The 21704-nt window shown below is 34.8% G+C and carries 17 protein-coding genes and 1 tRNA gene; 12 read left to right on the top strand and 6 right to left on the bottom strand.

All coding sequences use genetic code 11. The features are described from left to right. Positions 1-114 precede the first annotated feature (114 nt). From dnaG to ACFINF_RS03290, 3 genes are all read left to right on the top strand, one after another. On the top strand, positions 115-2052 hold the full coding sequence (dnaG, locus tag ACFINF_RS03300; protein WP_375619662.1) for a DNA primase: 1938 nt from the start codon (positions 115-117) through the stop codon (positions 2050-2052). Between the two features lie 406 nt (positions 2053-2458). Then, on the top strand, positions 2459-4474 hold the full coding sequence (gene rpoD / locus ACFINF_RS03295) for an RNA polymerase sigma factor RpoD (protein ID WP_375619675.1): 2016 nt from the start codon (positions 2459-2461) through the stop codon (positions 4472-4474). A gap of 594 nt (positions 4475-5068) precedes the next feature. Further along, positions 5069-5530 carry a YcgN family cysteine cluster protein gene (locus ACFINF_RS03290; protein WP_015856661.1) on the top strand — a complete coding sequence of 154 codons (462 nt, stop codon included), beginning with the start codon at positions 5069-5071 and terminating at the stop codon, positions 5528-5530. Positions 5531-5558: 28 nt separating this feature from the next. Here the strand turns inward: ACFINF_RS03290 and ACFINF_RS03285 are convergent, their stop codons facing one another. Beyond that, positions 5559-6302 (bottom strand): SIMPL domain-containing protein, encoded by a 744-nt coding sequence (locus ACFINF_RS03285; RefSeq protein WP_375619661.1) that lies wholly within the window; start codon positions 6300-6302, stop codon positions 5559-5561. 170 nt (positions 6303-6472) lie between these two features. Here ACFINF_RS03285 and ACFINF_RS03280 point away from each other — a divergent pair. Beyond that, positions 6473-6549: transfer RNA gene (locus ACFINF_RS03280), tRNA-Ile, on the top strand. A gap of 1687 nt (positions 6550-8236) precedes the next feature. After that, on the top strand, positions 8237-8419 hold the full coding sequence (locus ACFINF_RS03275) for a hypothetical protein (protein ID WP_375619660.1): 183 nt from the start codon (positions 8237-8239) through the stop codon (positions 8417-8419). On the opposite strand, the gene ACFINF_RS03270 is transcribed toward ACFINF_RS03275, so the two are convergent. Continuing rightward, positions 8343-8657 carry a helix-turn-helix domain-containing protein gene (locus ACFINF_RS03270; protein ID WP_007347852.1) on the bottom strand — a complete coding sequence of 105 codons (315 nt, stop codon included), beginning with the start codon at positions 8655-8657 and terminating at the stop codon, positions 8343-8345. The two genes, ACFINF_RS03275 and ACFINF_RS03270, sit on opposite strands and share 77 nt — an antisense overlap. Positions 8658-9973: 1316 nt before the next feature. Between ACFINF_RS03270 and ACFINF_RS03265 the strand changes: the two genes are divergently transcribed. Together ACFINF_RS03265 and ACFINF_RS03260 are read left to right on the top strand one after the other, a co-directional pair. After that, a complete protein-coding gene (locus ACFINF_RS03265) occupies positions 9974-10270 on the top strand; it encodes a hypothetical protein (protein ID WP_375619659.1) in 297 nt (98 codons plus the stop codon). 68 nt (positions 10271-10338) lie between these two features. Continuing rightward, entirely contained in the window at positions 10339-10521 is a 183-nt protein-coding gene (locus ACFINF_RS03260; RefSeq protein ID WP_375619658.1) for a hypothetical protein, read from the top strand. A 484-nt stretch (positions 10522-11005) separates the two neighbouring features. On the opposite strand, the gene ACFINF_RS03255 is transcribed toward ACFINF_RS03260, so the two are convergent. Both ACFINF_RS03255 and ACFINF_RS03250 read right to left on the bottom strand, forming a co-directional pair. Then, positions 11006-11185 (bottom strand): YegP family protein, encoded by a 180-nt coding sequence (locus ACFINF_RS03255; RefSeq protein ID WP_375619657.1) that lies wholly within the window; start codon positions 11183-11185, stop codon positions 11006-11008. 368 nt (positions 11186-11553) lie between these two features. Next, positions 11554-12093: a helix-turn-helix domain-containing protein gene (locus ACFINF_RS03250; protein WP_375619656.1), complete on the bottom strand. Its 540-nt coding sequence runs from the start codon at positions 12091-12093 to the stop codon at positions 11554-11556. Positions 12094-12454: 361 nt separating this feature from the next. Here ACFINF_RS03250 and ACFINF_RS03245 point away from each other — a divergent pair, with 361 nt between their 5' ends. Continuing rightward, the gene (locus tag ACFINF_RS03245; RefSeq protein ID WP_375619655.1) at positions 12455-13507 is read left to right on the top strand and encodes a DUF475 domain-containing protein; all 1053 of its coding nucleotides are present in this window, start codon (positions 12455-12457) and stop codon (positions 13505-13507) included. Positions 13508-13967: 460 nt separating this feature from the next. Here the strand turns inward: ACFINF_RS03245 and pncA are convergent, their stop codons facing one another. Together pncA and ACFINF_RS03235 are read right to left on the bottom strand one after the other, a co-directional pair. Next, the gene (gene pncA / locus ACFINF_RS03240; RefSeq protein WP_375619654.1) at positions 13968-14576 is read right to left on the bottom strand and encodes a bifunctional nicotinamidase/pyrazinamidase; all 609 of its coding nucleotides are present in this window, start codon (positions 14574-14576) and stop codon (positions 13968-13970) included. Between the two features lie 46 nt (positions 14577-14622). Beyond that, complete coding sequence (locus tag ACFINF_RS03235; protein ID WP_375619653.1) at positions 14623-15159, bottom strand: hypothetical protein; 537 nt, start codon at positions 15157-15159, stop codon at positions 14623-14625. Positions 15160-15319: 160 nt separating this feature from the next. Between ACFINF_RS03235 and ettA the strand changes: the two genes are divergently transcribed. From ettA to ACFINF_RS03215, 4 genes are all read left to right on the top strand, one after another. Next, positions 15320-16969: an energy-dependent translational throttle protein EttA gene (gene ettA, locus ACFINF_RS03230; RefSeq protein ID WP_375619652.1), complete on the top strand. Its 1650-nt coding sequence runs from the start codon at positions 15320-15322 to the stop codon at positions 16967-16969. 673 nt (positions 16970-17642) lie between these two features. After that, the gene (locus ACFINF_RS03225; protein ID WP_375619651.1) at positions 17643-18581 is read left to right on the top strand and encodes an ArsR/SmtB family transcription factor; all 939 of its coding nucleotides are present in this window, start codon (positions 17643-17645) and stop codon (positions 18579-18581) included. A 672-nt stretch (positions 18582-19253) separates the two neighbouring features. Next, positions 19254-19514, top strand: coding sequence for a hypothetical protein (locus ACFINF_RS03220; protein ID WP_375619650.1), 261 nt, complete (start codon positions 19254-19256; stop codon positions 19512-19514). Positions 19515-21147: 1633 nt separating this feature from the next. After that, positions 21148-21525: a hypothetical protein gene (locus tag ACFINF_RS03215; RefSeq protein ID WP_375619649.1), complete on the top strand. Its 378-nt coding sequence runs from the start codon at positions 21148-21150 to the stop codon at positions 21523-21525. Positions 21526-21704 lie beyond the last annotated feature (179 nt).

Here is a 21704-nt window from a genome sequence, read left to right as displayed (position 1 = left end):
AATTATATGCAGTTAAGAGTTTAAAATTTTACAACTGCTTAAGAGGAAGTATTGGAATTATGCTCTAAAGTCGTTAAATATGCAAAAAAGAATTTTCAAACTCTGTGAGAGATAATGCGTTTTCCGCCCGATTTCCTTAATGAACTGCGTACTAGACTCCCAATTTCAACAGTGATTGGTCAACGGGTGGATTTTGATCCTCGAAAAAGTAAGCCTTCACGGGGAGACTTTTGGTGTTGTTGTCCATTTCATGGTGAAAAAACGCCAAGTTTTCATTGTGATGATCATAAAGGGCGCTATTATTGTTTTGGTTGTGGTGTAAGTGGAGATATTTTTACCTTTTTGTGTGAGCTTGATGGATTGCACTTTTCAGAAAGTGTAGAGCGTTTGGCTGATTTTGCGGGAATAAAACTCCCTATTTTGGATTCACAAAGTCATAAACGTCAACTGGAAAAAGCTGAGCTTTATGATGTGATGAAAATTGCTACAGATTTTTTTCAATATAATTTACGCGATAAAGGAGGTGCGCAAGCACGTCGTTACCTGGATGCACGTGGTGTGACACCAGAGCTCGTAGAGCGTTTCCGCATTGGTTTTGCACCGGTAAGGCGTACAGCTTTGAAAGAAGCTTTGAGTGCACGGGGCATTTCAATAAAGCAAATGGAAGAATGTGGACTTCTCACAGTGCATGAGGGGAGTGCGGATTCTTATGACCGATTTAGAAATCGCATTATGTTTCCTATCGAAGATTTGCGCGGACGTGTGGTGGCTTTCGGAGGGCGTGCATTAGAGAAAGAGACACGAGCAAAATATCTTAATAGCCCTGAAACAGTGCTGTTTCATAAAGGAAATATACTTTATAACGCGATAGCGGCTCGCAAAAATAGTCGCTTTGTTGGCGATGAAAAAAATCATTCACTCCTTGTTGTTGAGGGGTATATGGATGTCATTGCATTGACTAAAGCTGGTTTTGAAGGAGTCGTAGCGCCTTTAGGGACAGCATTAACGGAAGCGCAAATTGAGCTTTTATGGCAGATGGGGAAGGAGCCCATTTTGTGTTTTGATGGTGATGATGCTGGTTTAAACGCTGCTTTTCGTGTTGCTGATCGTGTGTTGCCTCTTTTAAAGGCTGGGGTTTGTGTACGCTTTGTTTTGTTGCCACAAGGAAAAGATCCTGATGAAATTGTTTGTGCAGGTGGAGCACAACTTTTTTCTTCTTTTTTGCAAAAAGCAATTCCTTTGAGTGAGCTTTTATGGTGGCGAGCTACCTATGGAAAGCATTTTGAAACTCCAGAGACACGAGCAACGCTAGAAAAACAACTAAAACAACAAATTTTTACGATTAAGGATGAAGATGTCCGTCGTTATTATTTGCAAGATGTAAAAAAACGCCTTTTTGATTTTTTTCGTCCCTCTTTTTCGAAAAAAAAGGGAGAAGGGCGATATGATCAATCTTCACCAAATAGGATCTTTAAAGATCAATCCTTTTCTCTGTTAGCAAATTCTGAAATAGTACGAAATTCTTCGCAATCTATTCCTTTGCGAGAAGCAGTGATTTTACTCACTTTAGCTTACTATCCTGAGTTGTGGTATGAAAATTTTGAAATTCTTTCTGAGTTAGAATTAAAAAATACTCAATTGATGTGCTTTCATCAAGCTATGTTGGAAATTCTTGGGAATCAACAGCTTCATGATAAAGAGACGATGGTTGCGCTCTTAGAAAAAAGAGGGCAAAAGGCTTTGTTAGAGCGTATGAAACATCTTGTGCAAAATATTGGTATGCGTATTATCTTTGGTAGAGCCCCTATAGAGGATGCACGTGCGATATTAAAACAAGCTGTCTACTTGCATCTTCAAGAACACCACCTACATAAGAGATTACAGGATATTAAAGAGCAACTTGTAGAAAATCCTAAGAGTGAGGTTTTTGATCTGCTTCGTGAGGTAAAAAATGAGCTGGAGCAGATGCAGGCAACAGAAGCGTTAATTGAAGGGTTTGGAAGTTGGTTGGATGAAAAAATAGACGGGAATACACAAGATACGGTAAAATGATTCGCTTTTTTAATGCGAATCAGTCACTTAAATTTTAGATGAGGAAGTTTATGGGAGTGACATTTTCATAAAGATGGCAATTAAATTTTAGGAAAAGCGGGTAAATTTTAGGAAAAGCGGGAAATTGGTTCTTACGATAGGGTACAGAGATTATCTCAGAAGGGCTGAGAGGTGTCGGGGAAACTTCTGGGGTTTTCCCGTGTTTTTGTCTGGATATAAAGTTTGTCTGGATGTCAGGGCATATACAAAATGTATTCTTTCCAATAGTAATCTCTTAAAAGGAAGTATATATGAGAAACTATTGGTAGATTTTAGTGAGAACAAAAAAACTGGTCACATGGAAACTGTGGTTACATGGAAACTGTGGTTACATGGAAACTGTGAAGTGATCGAGTGGAGTTATGGTATGGCAACAAAGGTTAAACAGAAAGATAATGCAGAAGTAACAAGCCAAGCGAGTTTGGATGGTCCTCTTCTTGATTTTTCTGATGATGCCATCAAGAAAATGATTAAACTTGCCAAAAAAAATGGTTACGTAACAATGGATGAACTCAATGCTGTTCTTCCTTCTGACGAGGTTACATCCGAACAAATTGAAGATATCTTGGCGATGTTCTCTGAGATGGGGGTTAATGTTGTGGATGATGAGGATGAAGTTGAGTCTGAAAATTATGAAGAAGAAGTTACGGTAGAGGGTGGTGATTTAGTAGAAGCCTCTAGCCACGCAATTGCAACGACAACGAATAAACGCGAAGTAACAGATCGTACGGATGATCCGGTGCGTATGTATTTGCGTGAAATGGGAGCTGTTGAGCTTCTTTCGCGGGAAGGCGAAATTGCCATTGCTAAGCGTATTGAAGCAGGGCGTGAGACAATGATTGCGGGACTTTGTGAGAGCCCTTTAACTTTTCAGGCTCTTATTATCTGGCGTGACGAGTTAAAAGAACAGCGTATTCTTCTTCGTGAAATTATTGATCTTGAAACGACGTATGCTGGTCCAGAAGCAAAGCAGGCTCCTGTTATTGAGCGAAGTGAAGTTAATAAGACAGAAGAAGAAAAAATGTCTTCTGGTATACGTAATATGGGGGAGAGCGCAGGAGAGAGAAACATTGAAGAAGATGATGAAGAAGATGATGACGATGTTAACTTATCGCTTGCTGCAATGGAAAATGAACTTTGTCCTCAAGTTATGGAAACATTGGATTTTATTGCTCAAACCTATGTGAAATTACGAAAATTACAAGATCAGCATGTTGAAAGCAGTTTGGCAGAGCGTAAAGAGGGGGCCCTTACATCTTCTCAGAAGAAGAAGTATATTCAATTAAAGGGTGAGTTGATTCAAGCAGTAAAATCTCTTTCTTTAAACCAAAATCGTATCGAAGCTTTGGTTGAACAGCTTTATGACATCAATAAGAGATTGATTCATAATGAAGGTAAGCTGAAACGGATTGCCAACAGCTATGGTATTGGCCATGAGGATTTTTTAAAAGAATACCAAGGGCGTGAATTGGACGCAGATTGGATGAATTATATTGCTGCTTTGCCTACACCTGGTTGGAAAGAATTTTCGACGCGTGAAGCAAAAGAAATCCAAAAACTGCGAAGTGAGATACAAAATCTTGCGCAAGAAACGGCTATTTCGATTGGTGAGTTTCGTCGGATTGTTATGCAGGTGCAAAAAGGTGAACGCGAATCAACAATTGCGAAAAAAGAGATGGTAGAATCTAATTTGCGTCTTGTCATTTCAATTGCAAAAAAATACACTAATCGTGGTTTGCAGTTTCTTGATCTTATTCAAGAGGGCAATATCGGTTTGATGAAGGCTGTGGATAAGTTTGAATATCGGCGCGGCTACAAGTTTTCAACTTATGCAACATGGTGGATTCGTCAGGCTATTACACGTTCAATTGCTGATCAGGCGCGTACTATTCGTATCCCTGTTCATATGATTGAAACAATTAATAAAATCGTTCGTACTTCGCGTCAGATTCTCCATGAAATTGGACGAGAACCAACACCAGAAGAATTATCTAGCAAGCTTTCTATGCCGTTAGAAAAAGTACGAAAAGTTCTTAAAATTGCAAAAGAACCCATTTCACTCGAAACGCCTGTTGGTGATGAAGATGATTCCCATTTGGGTGATTTTATTGAGGATAGGAATGCGTTATTACCAATTGATGCAGCTATCCAAGCTAATCTGCGAGATACGACAACACGCGTTCTTGCTTCATTAACACCGCGGGAAGAACGTGTGTTGCGGATGCGTTTTGGAATAGGGATGAATACAGATCACACGTTGGAAGAAGTAGGACAACAATTTTCAGTTACAAGAGAGCGTATTCGTCAGATTGAAGCAAAGGCACTTCGTAAATTAAAACATCCTAGTCGTTCGCGAAAATTGCGCAGTTTTCTCGATTCTTAAATAAAGGAATTCTTGTGCATTTTAATAAATCCCTCTTTCTTCTTAATGAAGGGGAAGGCGTGTCGCCATTGTACTTGGATGCTTTTTTGAGAAAAATATGGGAAGAATTGGAATAATCCAGAAATTTTACGATGTTTAATGTTTTTCTTAGCTTTTGAATTTTGTATTTTTCTTTCTGAAATAGCAAATGTAGGGCAAATACTGGTGTGATAGTCATTTGAAAAAATGAACGAAAAACATTATTCTGCGTGTAGTGGCTCGTTTCTTAAGAAATAGGATCTATTAAGAATAAACTTATATTGCAACATACGGACTTTTTGATGAGAAATGTGTATTCGTTGCGGAATTTTTCTATCATTTTAGGTGACGCATTTTATTCTTTGTCAGTTTATAAAGGGATGTTTCAATAGATTATGTTCATTTATATGCGCTATTTTTTGAATATTCTCTTTTTATTCAGATAGATTTTAAGACAACGGTTTAAAGCATACATTGAGTTGAATCTTTTTAAGAGACAGAAATAGATGAAATCATAGAAATTAAACGTTTCATTTTTTATAGATCGTCTTAATTAAAAAAGGTGTGTCTGAGTTTATGAGTGGAGAACTTCCCTTTTGGAAAGTAAAGAAATTAGAAGAGATTTCCATTTCTGAGTGGGAGAGCCTTTGTGATGGCTGTGGCCGTTGCTGTCTCCATAAAGTTGAGGACGATGATACGGGTGACCTTTATGCAACCAGTATTGCTTGTCGTCTTTTAGATGGGGAAACTTGTAGGTGTCGAGATTATGCTCATCGTAAATCAATTGTACCAGACTGTATATCGTTAGACATTACGACAGTTAAAACAGCGCGTTGGCTTCCAGAAAGTTGTGCTTATAGATTAATTTATGAGGGAAAAGATCTCCATTGGTGGCATCCATTGGTATCAGGAGATTGTCAGACGGTACATACAGCGCATATTTCTGCACGCGGACAGATAGAGGTTTACGAAGACGAATTATTATCTGAGGAAGATTATCTTCATCATATTACTGGTCTTCTATGTAAAGGCCAGTAATATGATTTTTTATACAACAGTTGGTGACTTAATCGATCGCAAAGACGACAGTGACGCTCACATTATAATTTAATTCACCACCTGCAAAATTTGTATTTGCGTAGCTTGCATCTGCTGCTCTACTCATGAGACGTGGTGTTGGGTGGTAATAATCATCCTTTTCATTGATTTCAATAATTTTTCCTAATTTTAAATCGGCTGCTTGCGCTATCGTTTGCGCTTTTTCAATGGCTTCAGTAATGGCTTTTTTACGTGCTTCTTGATAAAATGGTTTTGTATCTGCGTTGGTAAAAGTAATGCCGTTAACTGAATTAACACCTAGTGTCATCGCTTGATCAAAGATTTTACCAGCATTGGTAAGATCACGAATGCGCACGGTTAAAGAATTTGAAACATGATAGAGTTTTTCATTATTCTTTTTTTCGTGGTGTTTATCAGAAGTCGACTGATAAATGGATAAACCTGATGTTTGCAAATCATTTGCTTGGATGCCATTGTTTTGAAAAGCTTTTATAATATCATTGATGGATTGATTATTGGCAGCTAATGCCTTTTGGGCAGTTTTGTCATAGGTAACAACGGCTAGATTAATAATTGCCATATCCGGTGCTGCTTGACTTTCTCCGATTGCAGTCACTGTAATCGTTGCATTTTTCATTTTATTTTCTTCAGCGTAAGCACGTACAGTCAATGATGTGGCTAAGAGTGTAAATGCTAATATAACTGCTTTAACCAGAGAACCCTTCAGTGGTTGAATTTTCTTTTCTATCATATCTATACCTTTATATTTGTCAGTTAACTATTCTCTCATTTTTAAGAGTTCTTGTAAAGAAATTAGGGCGCAGAAAAAAAAACCAATAGAAAAGAGAAAAAGATGGATTATAATTCTTGTCAGCTCTTGTATCAAAGGGCATTTTAGTTTAGAGAGAAACAACCTATATGGGGCCTGTAGCTCAATTGGTTAGAGCCAGCGGCTCATAACCGCTTGGTTGGGGGTTCGAGTCCCTCCGGGCCCACCAATAGGGAAATGGCCAATAGAAAAATGGATAGCTTATATAAAAATTTTAAGATTCTACCTTTTTCGTTTTTTATTTATTTTCCTGTTTGTTCTAAAATTCTTTGTCATTGTTTGTTGCTGTTTTTTTCTATCAGTCGCTTTAATATAAAGTGATGGTATGTTTTTTGAAGTGCTCTCATTTAGAAACATTGTAGCATTTGGATTAACTGATATGTGGCACTATTTACTCTCTTAATTCATATACTGTTTTGTACTTTTTCTGTATGATGTTCTTCATAAAATAGAAGGCTAAAAGCTTCATTGGATAAGTTTATTTATGCTTATTCTGCAAATAAACAGATCCCAATAAAACAAATTTTAAAGATTATACCTGTTTAGAACAAATGGCTCAAAAAACATTTAGTGTAAATTTACTTTTTTCTGAGTGATGTTAATGTCTTTCAGATGTTCGAATAGCATTATCATGATGAAGGGTTGTATATAAAAGAATGTGGTCCATAGGCGATCGTATGTTTTGTGGGGTCAACGATGATAACATTTGTTGATATTTTCTTTTTCCCAAGAGAGGAGTTCTATTTGATTTTTGAGAAATATTGTTTACAGTGACGGTGGCGTGTTCTCTGAAAAGAATTTCATCAATTGTTCTTTGAAAAGTCAATTGAGTGATTGTTTCTATTGCTTTGCATCATCCAGATTTTATTGTAATAAGCGTTTTATTATTCTGTAAAATGTTTTCTATGATATTGGAAAATTCGTTACAATGCCATTTTCTGTTTTTGTGTATTTTTCGCTTAATGCTCAAATTATAGAGTTTTCATGTGATCCAAATTATTATTGAAGAGCAGAAGTCTTTTTTGATTTTACTCTCATAAGGGACTGGCAATATTTCCGTAAACCTAGCACTTTTTGGTATTGCTAACATTTTTCTCCTATTGATTGTGTAGAGTTTTATCTTTGTTATGAGTTTTCTCTCTTATGAAAAATTATTAGCAGAGAGGGTAAATTTTTTTGGAAAAGTATACGTTTCTTCAAAATCATACTTTGAAAATATAATTCTTCATTTACATAAGGGAATTTCCCTCTTGTTGTAAATTTGCAATACAATTTACGTACAAAGATTATGCGTGGTGATTCGTTTTATTTTTTAATAGTATCATTTTTGTTTATGATAGAAACTTATATTAGTATTCACAAGGTGCGTTTAGAGGGGAGGTTACCTATAAACGTGTTACAGAGTTCTAGGTAGTATAGCTCTGTTTATAAGAATTTATTCCTATAACATTGTTATATTCTTGCTTTGCAATATTGTTTAAAAAACATAGATGGTGCTATGTAGAATAAAATTGTGATATATTTTTTTCAAAAAAGCTTTTTCGTGTTCTCTTATATAGAGTTCAGGAGTGTCTTCAGGGATATTTTCACATTAGTTTGTTATTGGTCCGAATCACAAGATATGCGTAACATTATTCGCATTTTTGATAGATCATACCAATTTTCATAAGAAGATCTGGATCGTGTGATGCTTTCTGTTTCACTATGGTACATGACTAATAAAACTTCATCTGATTTTGTAAAATAAGTTTGTACACAATTGCTTCCATACTGCCTATTGCAAATATTTTTTTCTAGGGTATGAGATATATTTAAACGCTTTAGCGTTATATAGTTTGACTACATGGAGTATAACTATGAAGAATGATAAAAAATTTGAAACAACTTTATCTGATATTATTGTGAAATGGGAGTCTTTATCGACGTCTCAAAAGCAAGCGATATTGGATAGAGTAGAAAATTCTACAGATTCTGCTCGTTCAACAGAACATTTAAAGCTTCAATCTTCTTTTTATCTCCAGACGAAATCAAAGTTATGAGTTTTAAGTCTTCATCGGAGATGTTGAAACCAGTTATTACATATATGGCACTAGCATTTCCCAGTGTGTTCAAAATAGCCATGAGTTTATCTACTGAAGGCCTCTTTCCTCCATTTATCATTTGTTGGACGTAATTTTGTCCACAGCCTGCAGCTCTGCTTATTTCAATCATTGTTCGTCCGTCACTTTTAATCAATTCAACTAAGCGTTGGAACCAATCTTTTTCAGTCTTTGTCATTTTTAGACCTTTACATATTTACGCTATAGCGTTAATATTGCGTTGCGAATCCAGAATATATGATACAAGGAGCGTGAAAATATCCATGTGTAGCTCTTCGCTAATGAAGCATATAGAGTTGTTTTTAACTAATAACAAAATGTCCCCATACACTTTCAGATTCGAATCAATAAAAAATGGTTGCTTAGTTCCACGGTTGTGAAAAAATAAATGTGTATACCAGAAACGGCAATACACACTCGTATGTTTATGAGACTTCACTGTGATAGTATACGTAGCAGCATTATAAATCAAGATATACCCCAACATCAGAATTTGTAAAAAGAATTCTGCTTTGAGGGGGTGTGTGAGTATAACGAAGCTTTAGAGCCTTAAGAGATAGGATAATGGCTGTAGAAAAAATGTAAATTCATAGGCAAAGAATACTGATTTCTCTTTTATTGTAATAAATTAGATCACTATCAGATAGTATATCGTATATATCCGTTAAAAAACTTGGGAAATATCAAAAAAGTGATCTTGGATATTTTATTGAACAGGAAGGTAATCTGAGTCACAAAGGTGGTTGTTTGGTAGGGTGTATACATTCGATCAATGCCCTTATGGGGATGAATGTGTTTTAAGGCAGCTGCAGTTTATAATGAAGTCTGTGTTTACAATGATATTGTTATTTATAACAATGCATTAACATATGGTTGTGTAGTCGTTCGTAAGAGTTTGCATGTTTATGAAAGATAAGAACTTTATAGTTATTTGAATATGAGTGGAGATGCATATGTTTATGCTAATGCGGTCTTTTTTGATCAAGTTTTGAATGCTCAATGTATTGAATTTTATGGTGATACTCGTGATTGTAGAAAGGCTCGAGTTTATAGTGATGCTTTTTTATGGTGATGTAAAGATTTTTTGGAAGGCAAAATTTTACAGAAATGCGGTGCTTGGTGATACTGATGATTTTTGTAATAATGAAAAACTTTCATATATAGCCGCATTCCACATGGCGTAAAAAAGGAAGATAGGAACGATTTGGGCAGGGCATGTATGATTGCATTGCGTCGTTAGTTTTATTTGACGTTCCTTATTTTTTGTTTTTTGTGTCAATAAATGTGTCGCAAATAATTGGTGTAAGCGTGTAGATTTAGCCGTTTTCAGAGATTTTTTTTGCGTCATTTATCAATGGCTTTAATAGAGAAAATAAGAATGCCAAGAGTGATTGTTCACACTTGGAACATGCAGTTTATTGCATTCTTTTTTTGATTGAGGATGAAACAAATTAGTCAAGATGATCACTTGAGCGACAATTAAGGGAGATCCAAATGAGTGTAAACGAAATTTTATTGGGAGCAATGGTTGTTGTTTTGTTGTGCAGTGGGGTTATATTTCGGTTTTTTTTATATTATCGCCGTCAAGTGAAAGTTTTAAAAGAGGAATCTAGAAGAATAAAGCATGAGTTTTTAAGAGATTCTATGAAGATGACTGAAGAACGAGATAGAGCTATTAGAGAGCAAAGTATGGTGATTAAAAGACGTGACCAAGCAATTGAAAAACTGAAAAAACAAATTAAACAATATGAAAAAAATGAAAAGAAATATCAAAAAATGCTTAAATCATGAAGATGATAAAGAGTGATTGTATTCATATTTTACATTAAAGGGCTTGGAAATGTGTTAGGAAGATTGGAATGACGAGAGAGATAAACTTTAATGAAGCCAATTATGGTGCTGATGGAGAGATTGTATTGAAAGAGAATATTCAAATTTACTCTGATTTTATGAAAACCTTTAAGTTTATAAGACAGAGCGTCTTTGATTATAAAATAAGAGTTTATGATGATAAACCAGTTTATAGGTATGCTGGTTATTAAAAGGCGCGTCTATACAATCCAGTATTCTAGAAACAATTTTGCACGTTCCTTTTAGATATAAGGTATAAATGCTACGATAGTTTCAGCTAATATGTCTAAAAAATTGCATAATAATAGAAAGAAAGAGATATTTTCTTTTTATGAAGATGAAATGGGTAAGTTAGTTATGATTATCAAATGCAGAAGAGGAATATGAACATAAAAGATATTAATATTCTCATTGATAAATTATCTTTATGTGTGTTTATTTTTATGAAAAATACAAGACTTAAGAGACTTTCTTTTTGATAAATGCTATAGAGACTTAAGTATGATTGAAAACCAGCATAATAATCTGCAAGAATGTGATTGTTATTTGTGAGTATTAGAAATAATACAAAACCTCCTCCCATTGAGGGAAAAACGATAACTTCTTATTTGTCACAAAAGCAACTCAAAATCCACCATTACACAAAATAAACGTTTGTTTTAATGGTAAAGAACGTCAGGACTGTAGTTCTCTAACAAGAGCCTTATGTGTAATTTCTTTGATTTGTTCAATATTGATTAGGATATCTTGTTTTGTTGGATAACCTTTACTAGAAAAAGCAATTTTTTGTGCATCTCCTGAGATTAAACGCCAGTACCATTGATTATGAACTCCTTGAAACACCTCAAAATACATGCTTCCCACCTCATAAAATAGCTGATAATTTTCAGGATAAATATTTAACTAATCCGTTTGTGAATACTAATGTATGCCTCTATAGGAAGTCGTCAATATATTCCCCTTAAATTTTCTGACCTTAAAAAATAATTTCTATGAGAGCTATTATTCTTTTAACAAGAAAAAAATTCTTGTCAATAAGATATGAATGAGAATTTTATACTATAAAATTATTTTTTTTAATTTAAAGACACTATACTTTCATTTACAATGCGAATATTTTTATTGTCATTACAAAATTTCACCAGCATGGATAAAGTAAAAAATATTCTTCTCCATACTGGTAGAGTTTTATCATTTCTTGCTTTTTCTTTTGAAACAGACGTTTATTGATTAGCTATAACCTCTTTTTGGGATACGCTTCGAATGAGTAAATCAATGAATAAGCTAAGGGTATAAGAATTGACCATTTTAGCTTTCATATCGATCAGAGAGGTTGTAGTTTTAGGGTTAAGGCCATTTGATAAACCTTGTCTTGACAAATATTGCTGCAATTTTTCATAAGAACTGTTGATTTTTTCTTGATTTAGTTTTTCATTACGATCACTATTGGCAAGTGTTTCTTCCAGTCCTTCGATTTTTTTAATAAAATAATTCCAGTCAAAATCACCTTTTGTATATTCGGTGTCAAACATTTTTCCTTGACCAGTTAAAAGCCAATTAATATTGACACCATATAACGTGCGGTATGTTTGTAAGACACTAAGATTGGGTTCTCTCTCTCCACGCTCATAAAAAGCAATGGAGTTTTTTGTCATGCTAAAATTTTTAGCTAAGGTTTCACGCGATGGATCACCTAAAGCAAGACGTACATAACGTAAACGTTTTCCAAATATGGTTTTTGATTCAGTTTCAGGACGTGCCACGAATTATCTCCCTCAGTAAATCATCATGGTATAAATCATTAAATAATAAAAGCACACTATGTATTAATATTATATGATATAATGTCAATATTTACAGCTTTAATTTCTCTTTATTTTTTATTTTCGTGGATAGAAAGAAATCTTTCACTTATTATATTGACAATTGATATTCATTTCAAAACAAAATTCTTTGTTTGCTACATTTGTCTCTTGCTTTTTTTGAGAGAATTTTCATGTAACTTTACCATATATATACATTCTATACACCTCTGCATCAATAGATGCAACTTTAAAGAGATGCAAAGTTTGGATTTCTGGGTGTGCTTTAGATGAATTAGAAAATAGACTTTGAGGAATGATAATGGCCCTATTACGCTATTTTGGGTTTGCTTTTTTTTTCACGATTATTGGTGTCTTTTTAGGAGGGGTTATTGGTTGGTTTGAAACGGACAGTATTACTGGTTTTCTTAAATATTTTTTTATTTGCTTTGTTTTAGGAGTTTTGGAAATTTCTTTATCTTTTGATAATTCTATTATCAATGCGCGTGTTCTTGGTAGAATGGATCCCTTGTGGCGTCGTCGTTTTCTTATATGGGGCATTTTGATAGCTGTATTTGGGATGCGAATTATTTTTCCATTATTGGTGGTTGTCGTTGCTGTTGGGATTAATCCAATTGCGGCAGTCAAATTAGCGATATGGGAACCACATCGATATGCTGAAGTTTTAACCGATGCGCATATGGGGATTGCTGCTTTTGGAGGAACTTTCCTTATGATGGTTGGCTTAAAATATTTTTTTGATTCTGAAAAAGAGGTACATTGGCTTAATGTTATAGAGAGACCTGCTCAAAAGTTTGGGGCGCTTGTTGGGATTGATATTGCAATTGTTTTGATTTTGATCTTATTTGTTTCAGGGCAGATTGACACAGAAGATAAAATAACTTTTTTATTGGCAGCCCTTTATGGACTTTTGACCTTTATCGGTGTTGAAGTTGTCGGTCATCTCTTGGATACCCCTCAAAAGACTTTAACAACAGTAACTCACGGGGGAGTAGGGGCGTTTCTTTATTTAGAAGTTCTTGATGCTAGTTTTTCTTTCGATGGCGTGGTTGGTGCTTTTGCCTTTTCACACAACCTTTTTATTATTGCGATAGGTCTTGGTATCGGTGCATTTTACGTTCGTTCTATGACAATTATGTTGGTTGAATCAGGAACATTATTGCATTATCGTTATTTGGAGCATGGTGCTTTTTATGCAATTTTGGTTCTTGCAGTGATTATGTATCTGCAAACGATTATATCGGTTCCTGAAGTTTTAACAGGACTTGTGGGAGTCTGTATTATTGGAATGGCATTATATTCTTCGATTCGTTTTAAGCATCGTCAATTGGATAAATATGTTGTGTCTAAGTAATGGAGATTTCTTCTTTTCTCAGGCTTTTATTTATCGCATATCTTTGAATAGAAAGAGGTCTTTTATGCAAAATAAAATACTATTTTATTTTATTGCTTATTTGCGTTTTTGTTTTAAAGTTGAGTCCATTGCATGATACTACCCATGAAGGGGATCGTGTACAATCTCTAGGGTGCTTTTTGACCTAAATTTAAGACAGAAAACTGAGGCTATACTTTTTACCAGCTTTCAATATTATGACAAGCTCCTGCATTTAATGGTTCATAAGAAGCATTTTTATTGTTTTTTTGAATGATTTTTATTCATACATTGATTCTCTTTGTAACGTGTAAGAGAATGGTTTTGAAACAGGTTTGAAATCAGAGAATTTACGATATTCTGAACTCTCACTTAAATATGTGAAAAATAATTTATCCTTTATAAATCAGTATATTATGGTAGTAGATTAGAGAAGAACATTTTAAGAGACCATTAAAAGTTCTATACCAGCTTCGTTCATAGTTTTAAGCATAGTGTTTAGTGATCCGTTTACATCAATACCAGCACAGGCATTTAATGAAACACTGACTTTAAAACCGCATTGTATAGCGTGAAGAGCAGAAAATCCGACACAAAAATCAGTTGCTAAGCCACATATAATGAGCTTGGTAAAACCACGTTCTTTGAGATAAACTTGTAAACCTGTTGGTGTTTTTTGATCATTTTCAAGAAAAGCAGAATAGCTATCCATTTTTTGATTATAGCCTTTTCTAAGGATAAGTTGTGCTTTTTCTACTCTAAGAGATGTATGAAATTCTGCTCCTTGTGTTCCTCGTATGCAATGATCAGGCCAAAGTATTTGAGGACCATAGTCAAGAATGATGGTATCATAGGGCTTTTTTTCAGGATAGCAGGAAGCAAAGCTGCAATGGTTTTTTGGGTGCCAGTCTTGGGTTAAGATAACGTGGTCAAAATGATTTATAAGATTATTGACGGCGGGTAAAATAGCATCACCTTGTGGTACGGCAAGTGCTCCACCCAGTAAGAAGTCATTTTGAACATCAATGACGATTAAGGCTTTTTTTTCCATAAATATATTCCTATATGAGATGATCTTTTATCGTATTTTTAAAAAGCTATATTTCGTCTTGAAGTTTTGAAATAATTTGCTGAATATTGATATTATTTTTATAATTATCAAGCCAAAAGAGGGGGATGGATAAGTTTTTACAATTGGTTTTATAGTTTTTTACGAATTGTAACCACGTACCAATGGGAAGTGCACTGTAGTCATTTGTTGCTACGTGTTGATGCAAAGCTTTCATGATCATTGGGCTTGGAACATCAGATCCCATAAGGCGGCGATCGTTTTGTAAACGTAATTTAAGCCATATCAAGGCAAGGGGGGAAGACCATTGTTTCCCGTAGCAAAAAATCGATGAAAAAAGGGAAGGATTTTTTACTGCGTAATATAAAGCCCATAAAGCGAAGAAAGAAGGTGCATAGAGAATTGCTTTTCTTTTTGGTACCATATTACATTGATAAGTTGGTTTAATACGATAAAAATACAATGTTGTATCTGGTATGGAAAAGAGAGGCAATGTTTGATAACAGGTTTCAGGTACAGCTAAAAAGATTTGCTTTTTTCTTTTTGGGGGGATGTTTTTTTGCATTCAGGACCATACTGGGGCTTGTGAGATTAGAAAAAATGTACCAATATAAAGCGAAAAGCTTTTGATACGATGTAAGTGCTATTTACTGTACAGTTTCAAAAAGCAAAAGCAGTTTTTCAAAATCCTAATCTTTAATATCGCACAATATAAAGAGAAATTTATGGCACGTCAATTTATCTATCATATGGCTGGGCTTAACAAGTCTTACGGCAATAAAAAAGTTCTAGAAAATATTCATTTGTCTTTTTATCCAGATGCGAAGATCGGTATTTTAGGGCCGAATGGTGCAGGGAAGTCAACTATTTTACGTATTATGGCTGGGCTAGATAAGGAATATACGGGAGAAGCATGGATTTCTGAAGGAGCACGCTGTGGCTATCTACCACAAGAACCTTTGCTTGATGCGAGCAAAGATGTGCGTGGCAATGTGATGGAAGGTGTTGCAGATAAACAAGAAATTCTTGAGCGTTATAACGAATTGATGATGAATTATAGCGAGGAAACGGCTGATGAAAGTGCACGGCTTCAGGACATTATTGACAGTCAGAATCTTTGGGATTTAGAAAGTCAAGTGGAAATGGCTATGGCTGCTCTTGGTTGTCCGCCAGCCGATGGGGATGTAACAAAACTTTCGGGTGGTGAGAAGCGGCGTGTTGCACTTTGTAAATTGCTTTTGTCAAAACCTGATTTATTACTTTTGGATGAACCGACAAACCATTTAGATGCTGAAACGACGGCTTGGCTTGAAAGGCATCTACGTGAATATCCTGGGGCTGTGCTTTTGATAACCCATGATCGTTATTTTCTCGACAATGTGACGGGTTGGATTTTAGAGTTAGATCGCGGGAGAGGTATTCCTTATGAGGGGAACTATTCTGCTTATTTGGGGGCTAAAGCTAAGCGTTTGGCTCAAGAAGGCCGTGAAGAGGCAGCACGTCAACGTGCTTTATCACGTGAGCAAGAATGGATCGCTTCTAGTCCAAAAGGGCGACAAGCAAAGTCAAAAGCTCGGATTAAGGCTTATGATGAGTTGGTTCAAGCAGCACGTGAGCGCCGTCCTGGAGAGGCGCAAATCATTATCCCTATTGGAGAAAGATTAGGACAGGTTGTTATTGAAGTTGATAATCTCTTTAAAGCTTATGGTGAGCGTGTATTGATTGATTCTCTTTCTTTTAAACTTCCTGCTGGTGGTATTGTCGGCGTTATTGGGGCCAATGGTATGGGAAAGTCGACCTTGTTTAAAATGTTGACGGGACAGGAACAGCCCGATTCAGGTCAAATACGTATCGGTGAAACAGTTCACATGAGTTATGTGGATCAGAGTCGCGATTCCTTGGTGGGGAATAAAACTGTTTGGGAGGAGATTTCTGGTGGAAATGACATTATTAAATTAGGCAAATATGAGATGAATAGTCGTGCTTATTGCGGGGCTTTTAATTTCAAGGGGGCAGATCAACAGCAGAAGGTGGCAAATTTATCAGGAGGGCAGCGCAATCGCGTACATTTGGCGAAACTTCTAAAAGAGGGGGGGAATGTGCTTCTTCTTGATGAACCGACAAATGATCTTGATACTGAAACATTGGGTGCATTGGAAGATGCATTGGAAAATTTCGCTGGTTGTGCAGTTATCATATCGCATGATCGTATGTTTCTTGATCGATTGGCAACACATATTTTAGCCTTTGAAGGTGATGGCCATGTAGAATGGTTTGAAGGTAATTTTGCTGAATATGAGGCTGATAAAGTTCGTCGTCTTGGGGCGGAATCTCTTAATCCTAAGCATGCAAATTATAAACCTCTTACACGCTAGAATTTTTTATCTTATCTCAACGTTTTTGAAAAAATGGTGTATTTTATTGCATTTGTTATTTCATAAATAAAGTGTATGTGTACTCTGTGGAAGTTTTTATTCATTGAAAATAGTAAGAGGTACTTTATGAAATTATGACCTAAATAGGGTTATTCTACTCATGATATATAACCGATTATTGCTTGTAAAATTGCAATGAAAAGGAGGGGATGAAGAGTATAGCACTATTTCTACAAATGCTCTGGTCATTGAGCATTATCATCTTTACTTAATAAAAATGCAAGCTGGCACCGTCATGTTATTTATTTTCTCTCAATAGTGTGCAGCTCTTGTTTTGAGATGACCATAAAAGGTATTTTTATCCATATGTTCTCTCCGTTTATGAGCTGTAAGAGAATAATTTGGATTGATTTATCATGAATAGGTTTGAAATGAGAAAAATTTACGGTATTCCGGTTTTTTATTCAAGTTGAAAATGATGAATTGTTATTATAAATCAATGTATTCTCATTATAACAAGAAGCAGGGGGATAAGATCTGTTCGTTTTTTACAGTAGTCTATTTTTTTCATAGTATAATAAAATAGAGAGAACAAAATAGATGAGAATATGCTTTTTATGCTTTACTTTTTTTTCTATAAACAAATGTTTATAGGAATATTTAAGGGATAATTATGAAAAAAAGTGCAAGTTTAGATGCAATGATTGTGCTGCTGAAAGCGGTCGCAGAAGTAAGCCATTTACGTGTTCTTACGCTCTTGCGCCATGAAGATTTAACAATTCCTGATTTTATGTTTATTCTTGATCAGTCGCAAGCGTGTATATCACGATATTTATGTTTATTGTACGAAGCACGATTGATTGAGCGTTATCAGAAGGGAGATAGCCTTTATTTTAAGCTTTGTCATGATTTTTGGGGTAAAGACATTGTGATGGGTGTTCTTTCGGTTTTGCCAAAGCATGATATGTTGTTAGCGTATGATTTAGAACGTTTGAAGGATGTTAAAAAGCAGCGTCAAAAAACGAGGAAGAAGCATTTCTTACAAAATACGTTGCAATGGGATGTATTACGGTCATCCTATATGGCAGATCATGGTGTGGAAAACGCTTTACTTGAAATCATTGGCGATAAACCATTTCAGACGATGCTGAATATTGGAATAGGTGGAGACTCTGTCTTAAAATTGTTTTCTAATCTTTATACGCATGCGGTTGAAGTCGTGCTTGATAGCAATGTTTTTCACTTGTCTGTTGGGGATACAACTTTTGATTTAGTTATTCTTCATAGGGTTTTACATTTTCTTGAAAATCCTGAAATATTTTTTCATGAGATATCAAGTGTTTTGCGTCCTCATGGACGTTTATTGATTGTGGATTTTGGTTATCATGAAATTGAGTCTTCATATTCTGATCAAGCACATATGCGTTTTGGATTTTCGGTTTTACAAATAGAACAATGGCTTAAAAATACGGGACTTGTTCTAGAACAAACGGTTTGTCTTACTCCTATACAAAATGAAAACAGTGAGGAGGGTATGGTTACGCTTTGGCTTGCTCGTGATCCGCGTTTATTAGTTGATGATATCAAAGATAAACAAGTCGATTTTGCATAAATCGCGTTTGTTAACGTGCTTTATTCTCTGATTTTTCTCAAGAAATAGCGTAGAGATAAAACTTTATTCAATCATTGATAATCTATTGTTTTTTACATTTGTATTATGTTTTATATGAGAGTATTGGTATTTCATAGGGGCTTGGCGGCTGTGCGCTTTGTAATGAAAGCACCTTCTATAGAGTTAAGCCTATGAGGATCGTTGTTTAAGGTGTGTTGATATCATATTTGTTTTATTAGCCAATATATTGATTTTTTTTAGACTTCTTAGACTTCAATGAGAGTCTTGAATATAGAAATATTTTTTCATTTCAAATTTCCTGTTCCAGAATCTAAAAGAGTCTGTTTGTCTGTTACAAGAGAAGATATTTATCTAAATAATACCGTTTGTAAAAGGAAATACATCGTTCATACATATTTCTAAATATGAGAGCAGCTGCACTATGATATAATACCGTACAATATAATATAATTATGGCTCATACCTTCATAAATGTCAAAAATGGTGGTGCCCAATAGATCTTAAGATGTCTCTTTAAAACAGGTGCTTAGATAAGAAGTACCTTGGAATTTTTAGTGAGGGATGCAAAAAGATGCTCTAAAAAGACGAAAAAGTAAAAGGGTAAGACAATGCATGATTTTCATTATTTAAAACACAGCGTTATGAGTGTGTTTGAAAGTCGTAAAGGCAAATGAAAGGGACAGTAAAGATGGCAATAGGTTTTTATCTTTGGGCTTTTATATTTCGTTTAAAATAAATGATGGCTTTTTTAAGATTACTCAAACAGACGTAAATATTTTTGCTCTAATTGGGCATATAAAAGCTGGAACTGTTTACATGGTTCTCATTTGCTCTAATCTTTATCTCAAACATATTACCATGTTAGGAGAAGGTGTTGATCTACAAGTAATAGCAAAAGTAAAAGCTTGGTAGATGACGTCATAAAATTACTCATAAATTAGTAATGGATTGGAGTGATATTCTGAATTTTAAAAACATTTTGTACAACAATGGTTATAATAGCGTACCTGGCTTTACGTTTATTTATTCCTACAAGCATTCATATATGGCGTTCGTTTATGTGTTTTGCATTATATTCATAAAAATAAGATTGATGATGATCTATGAATAGTCCGTGGCTGAAAGTAGGAAAGAAAAGCGTGATATTACACTAAAGTTTTGTATCTCTTTATCATGAGAAGTATGAAGGTTATTAAAAGGGCTATTAAATAAGTTCATTTTTCTTGCCAAAAGTGATTTTCTTTCTTTTTATGCTTGCTGCTCATCTTATGATGCAGCCCGTGAGGATAGCGTAAAATTGATAGGGCATCATCGTTTTATGTTTCTTCTTGTTTGTGATGTGCCATAGTATGGCTATTCATTTATTCAATAGACGAAGATTGAAAATAAGGGAATCTTACGTTCTTGAGATCTTTCATGTAAGTTGAAAATGATGAGTTATGATTGTAAATCAATGAATTGTTTACGTTAGAAGAACAGACTATCACAATTTTTGAGCATAGAAACTGCTTTGTGTATTATTTTACGGGATCATTTAAATGATAGAGATTAAGAGAAACTGTCTGTATTGATCTCGGTTTGTTATGTTAAAATGCGTTAGAGACTGTTGGTTATTGTAAAATAGTTTATCGTTATTTGGAACGATTATAGGACGTGATTCGAAACAAATACCTTTAGAGTTCTTATTTTTTCATAAAATTAAGCTGTTTAAATTCTTCATTGATTGTTACATGAGAGATGCGACAATATTTTAATAATCATTTACAGAATTTTTTATGAAGATAGATAAGATTTTATTTCTCTAATTTATTGTTTTCTTGCAAGAAGATGTTTTTCATTTTTTACGGTTATTTGTGTAAGATTTTAAAAATCTACATTTTTCTTTTTGTGGTGATTGCTGTTGGAAAAGTGATTCTACTTTTACATAGTTTGATTTTTATAGGGTGGATACGTAGAAATTACGTTTTTTTAATTATGATCATCAGAGTTATGAAAGAAACTATTTAAAAGTTATAATGATCGTAGATTCCAATTGATGCTTCTTGAAATAAAATTGCTTCAAATTGGGTCATTTTAAACTTTTTTTGCCTAAATTTAAACATTTTTAAACAATTTATAACTCTTTTATGTTTTTTTGCGTAGAAGATGATAAGAATTTCTTGTTGTTTAAAGAATTTTATTCCATAGCAAGAATATTGCATCGGCTATCTTAGTGGTTGATGTGAGAGGACGATCGGGGAACCTCCTCCCCCCCCCCCGCGTGGATCCCCTAGATTGTCTGGCCTGACTGAGGATTTCCTCAGTCAGGCTTTTTATAATTGTTTTGGGGATGTTGTAGTGTGTTATTAGGGGGGAAGTGTAAGATCTGTTATTGTTTCGCCTATACTACCTAAATACATAGAGGGGCAGGTCTTGTTGGGCGGATCGTGTTAGCGTATTCATTTTCAATAATTTGATTTTTCTTTATTGAGGCATCGTTGAATGCTATAAGGAGAATCATAAAAGGAATCTATGTTTGTGTTCTGTGATCTTTAGGTAAGAGATAATGGAATCTTTTTCGCGTCGTATTGTTTTTATTTTATTTGTATTTTTTATTTTTGGCGCTGTCTTTTTTGCTTCTCGAAGCGGTGCTGTTTATCAGTTTTTTTCCGGCCGCTCTTCTTTTTCTTCTCAGAAGCTTGATGTAACAGAGGAGGAGTTGTTAGAGAGATTGTCTGTATCTTTTCCAGATATTATCAAGCATCTTTCTAAGATGAGTCCTCAACAGCAAGAGTTGTTTATTGCGCAGCTGCGTCGTGATGTAATTGCGCTTGCTTTTAAAAGTGGTCAGAGTCGTGAGCAGGCTCACAAATCTGGTGAAACTGTTGCTATGGCTCTTTCAAAAGCGATTTCTCGTCCTTCCATTGCTAATGCTTATTTTTAGCTGTTTTTTTAATCGCGCTTTCGGGTTTTATTTTAAGCAGCAAGAGCTTTTCATGAATTTTTGAAAAGTGCGAGGAGATAATCAATTTGTAGGATAATTAGCAAAGTTTATCTTACTCAAAAGGTAAGCAATCGGAGTATAAGGATAATGTTGTAATCATTACAGGAGTGATAGCAAGT

It is taken from the genome of Bartonella sp. TS25HLJMH (genome assembly GCF_042193505.1).
Lineage (GTDB): Bacteria > Pseudomonadota > Alphaproteobacteria > Rhizobiales > Rhizobiaceae > Bartonella > Bartonella grahamii.
The sequence above is the reverse complement of the archived record's forward strand: the minus strand, read 5'-3'. Positions and strand labels throughout refer to the sequence as shown.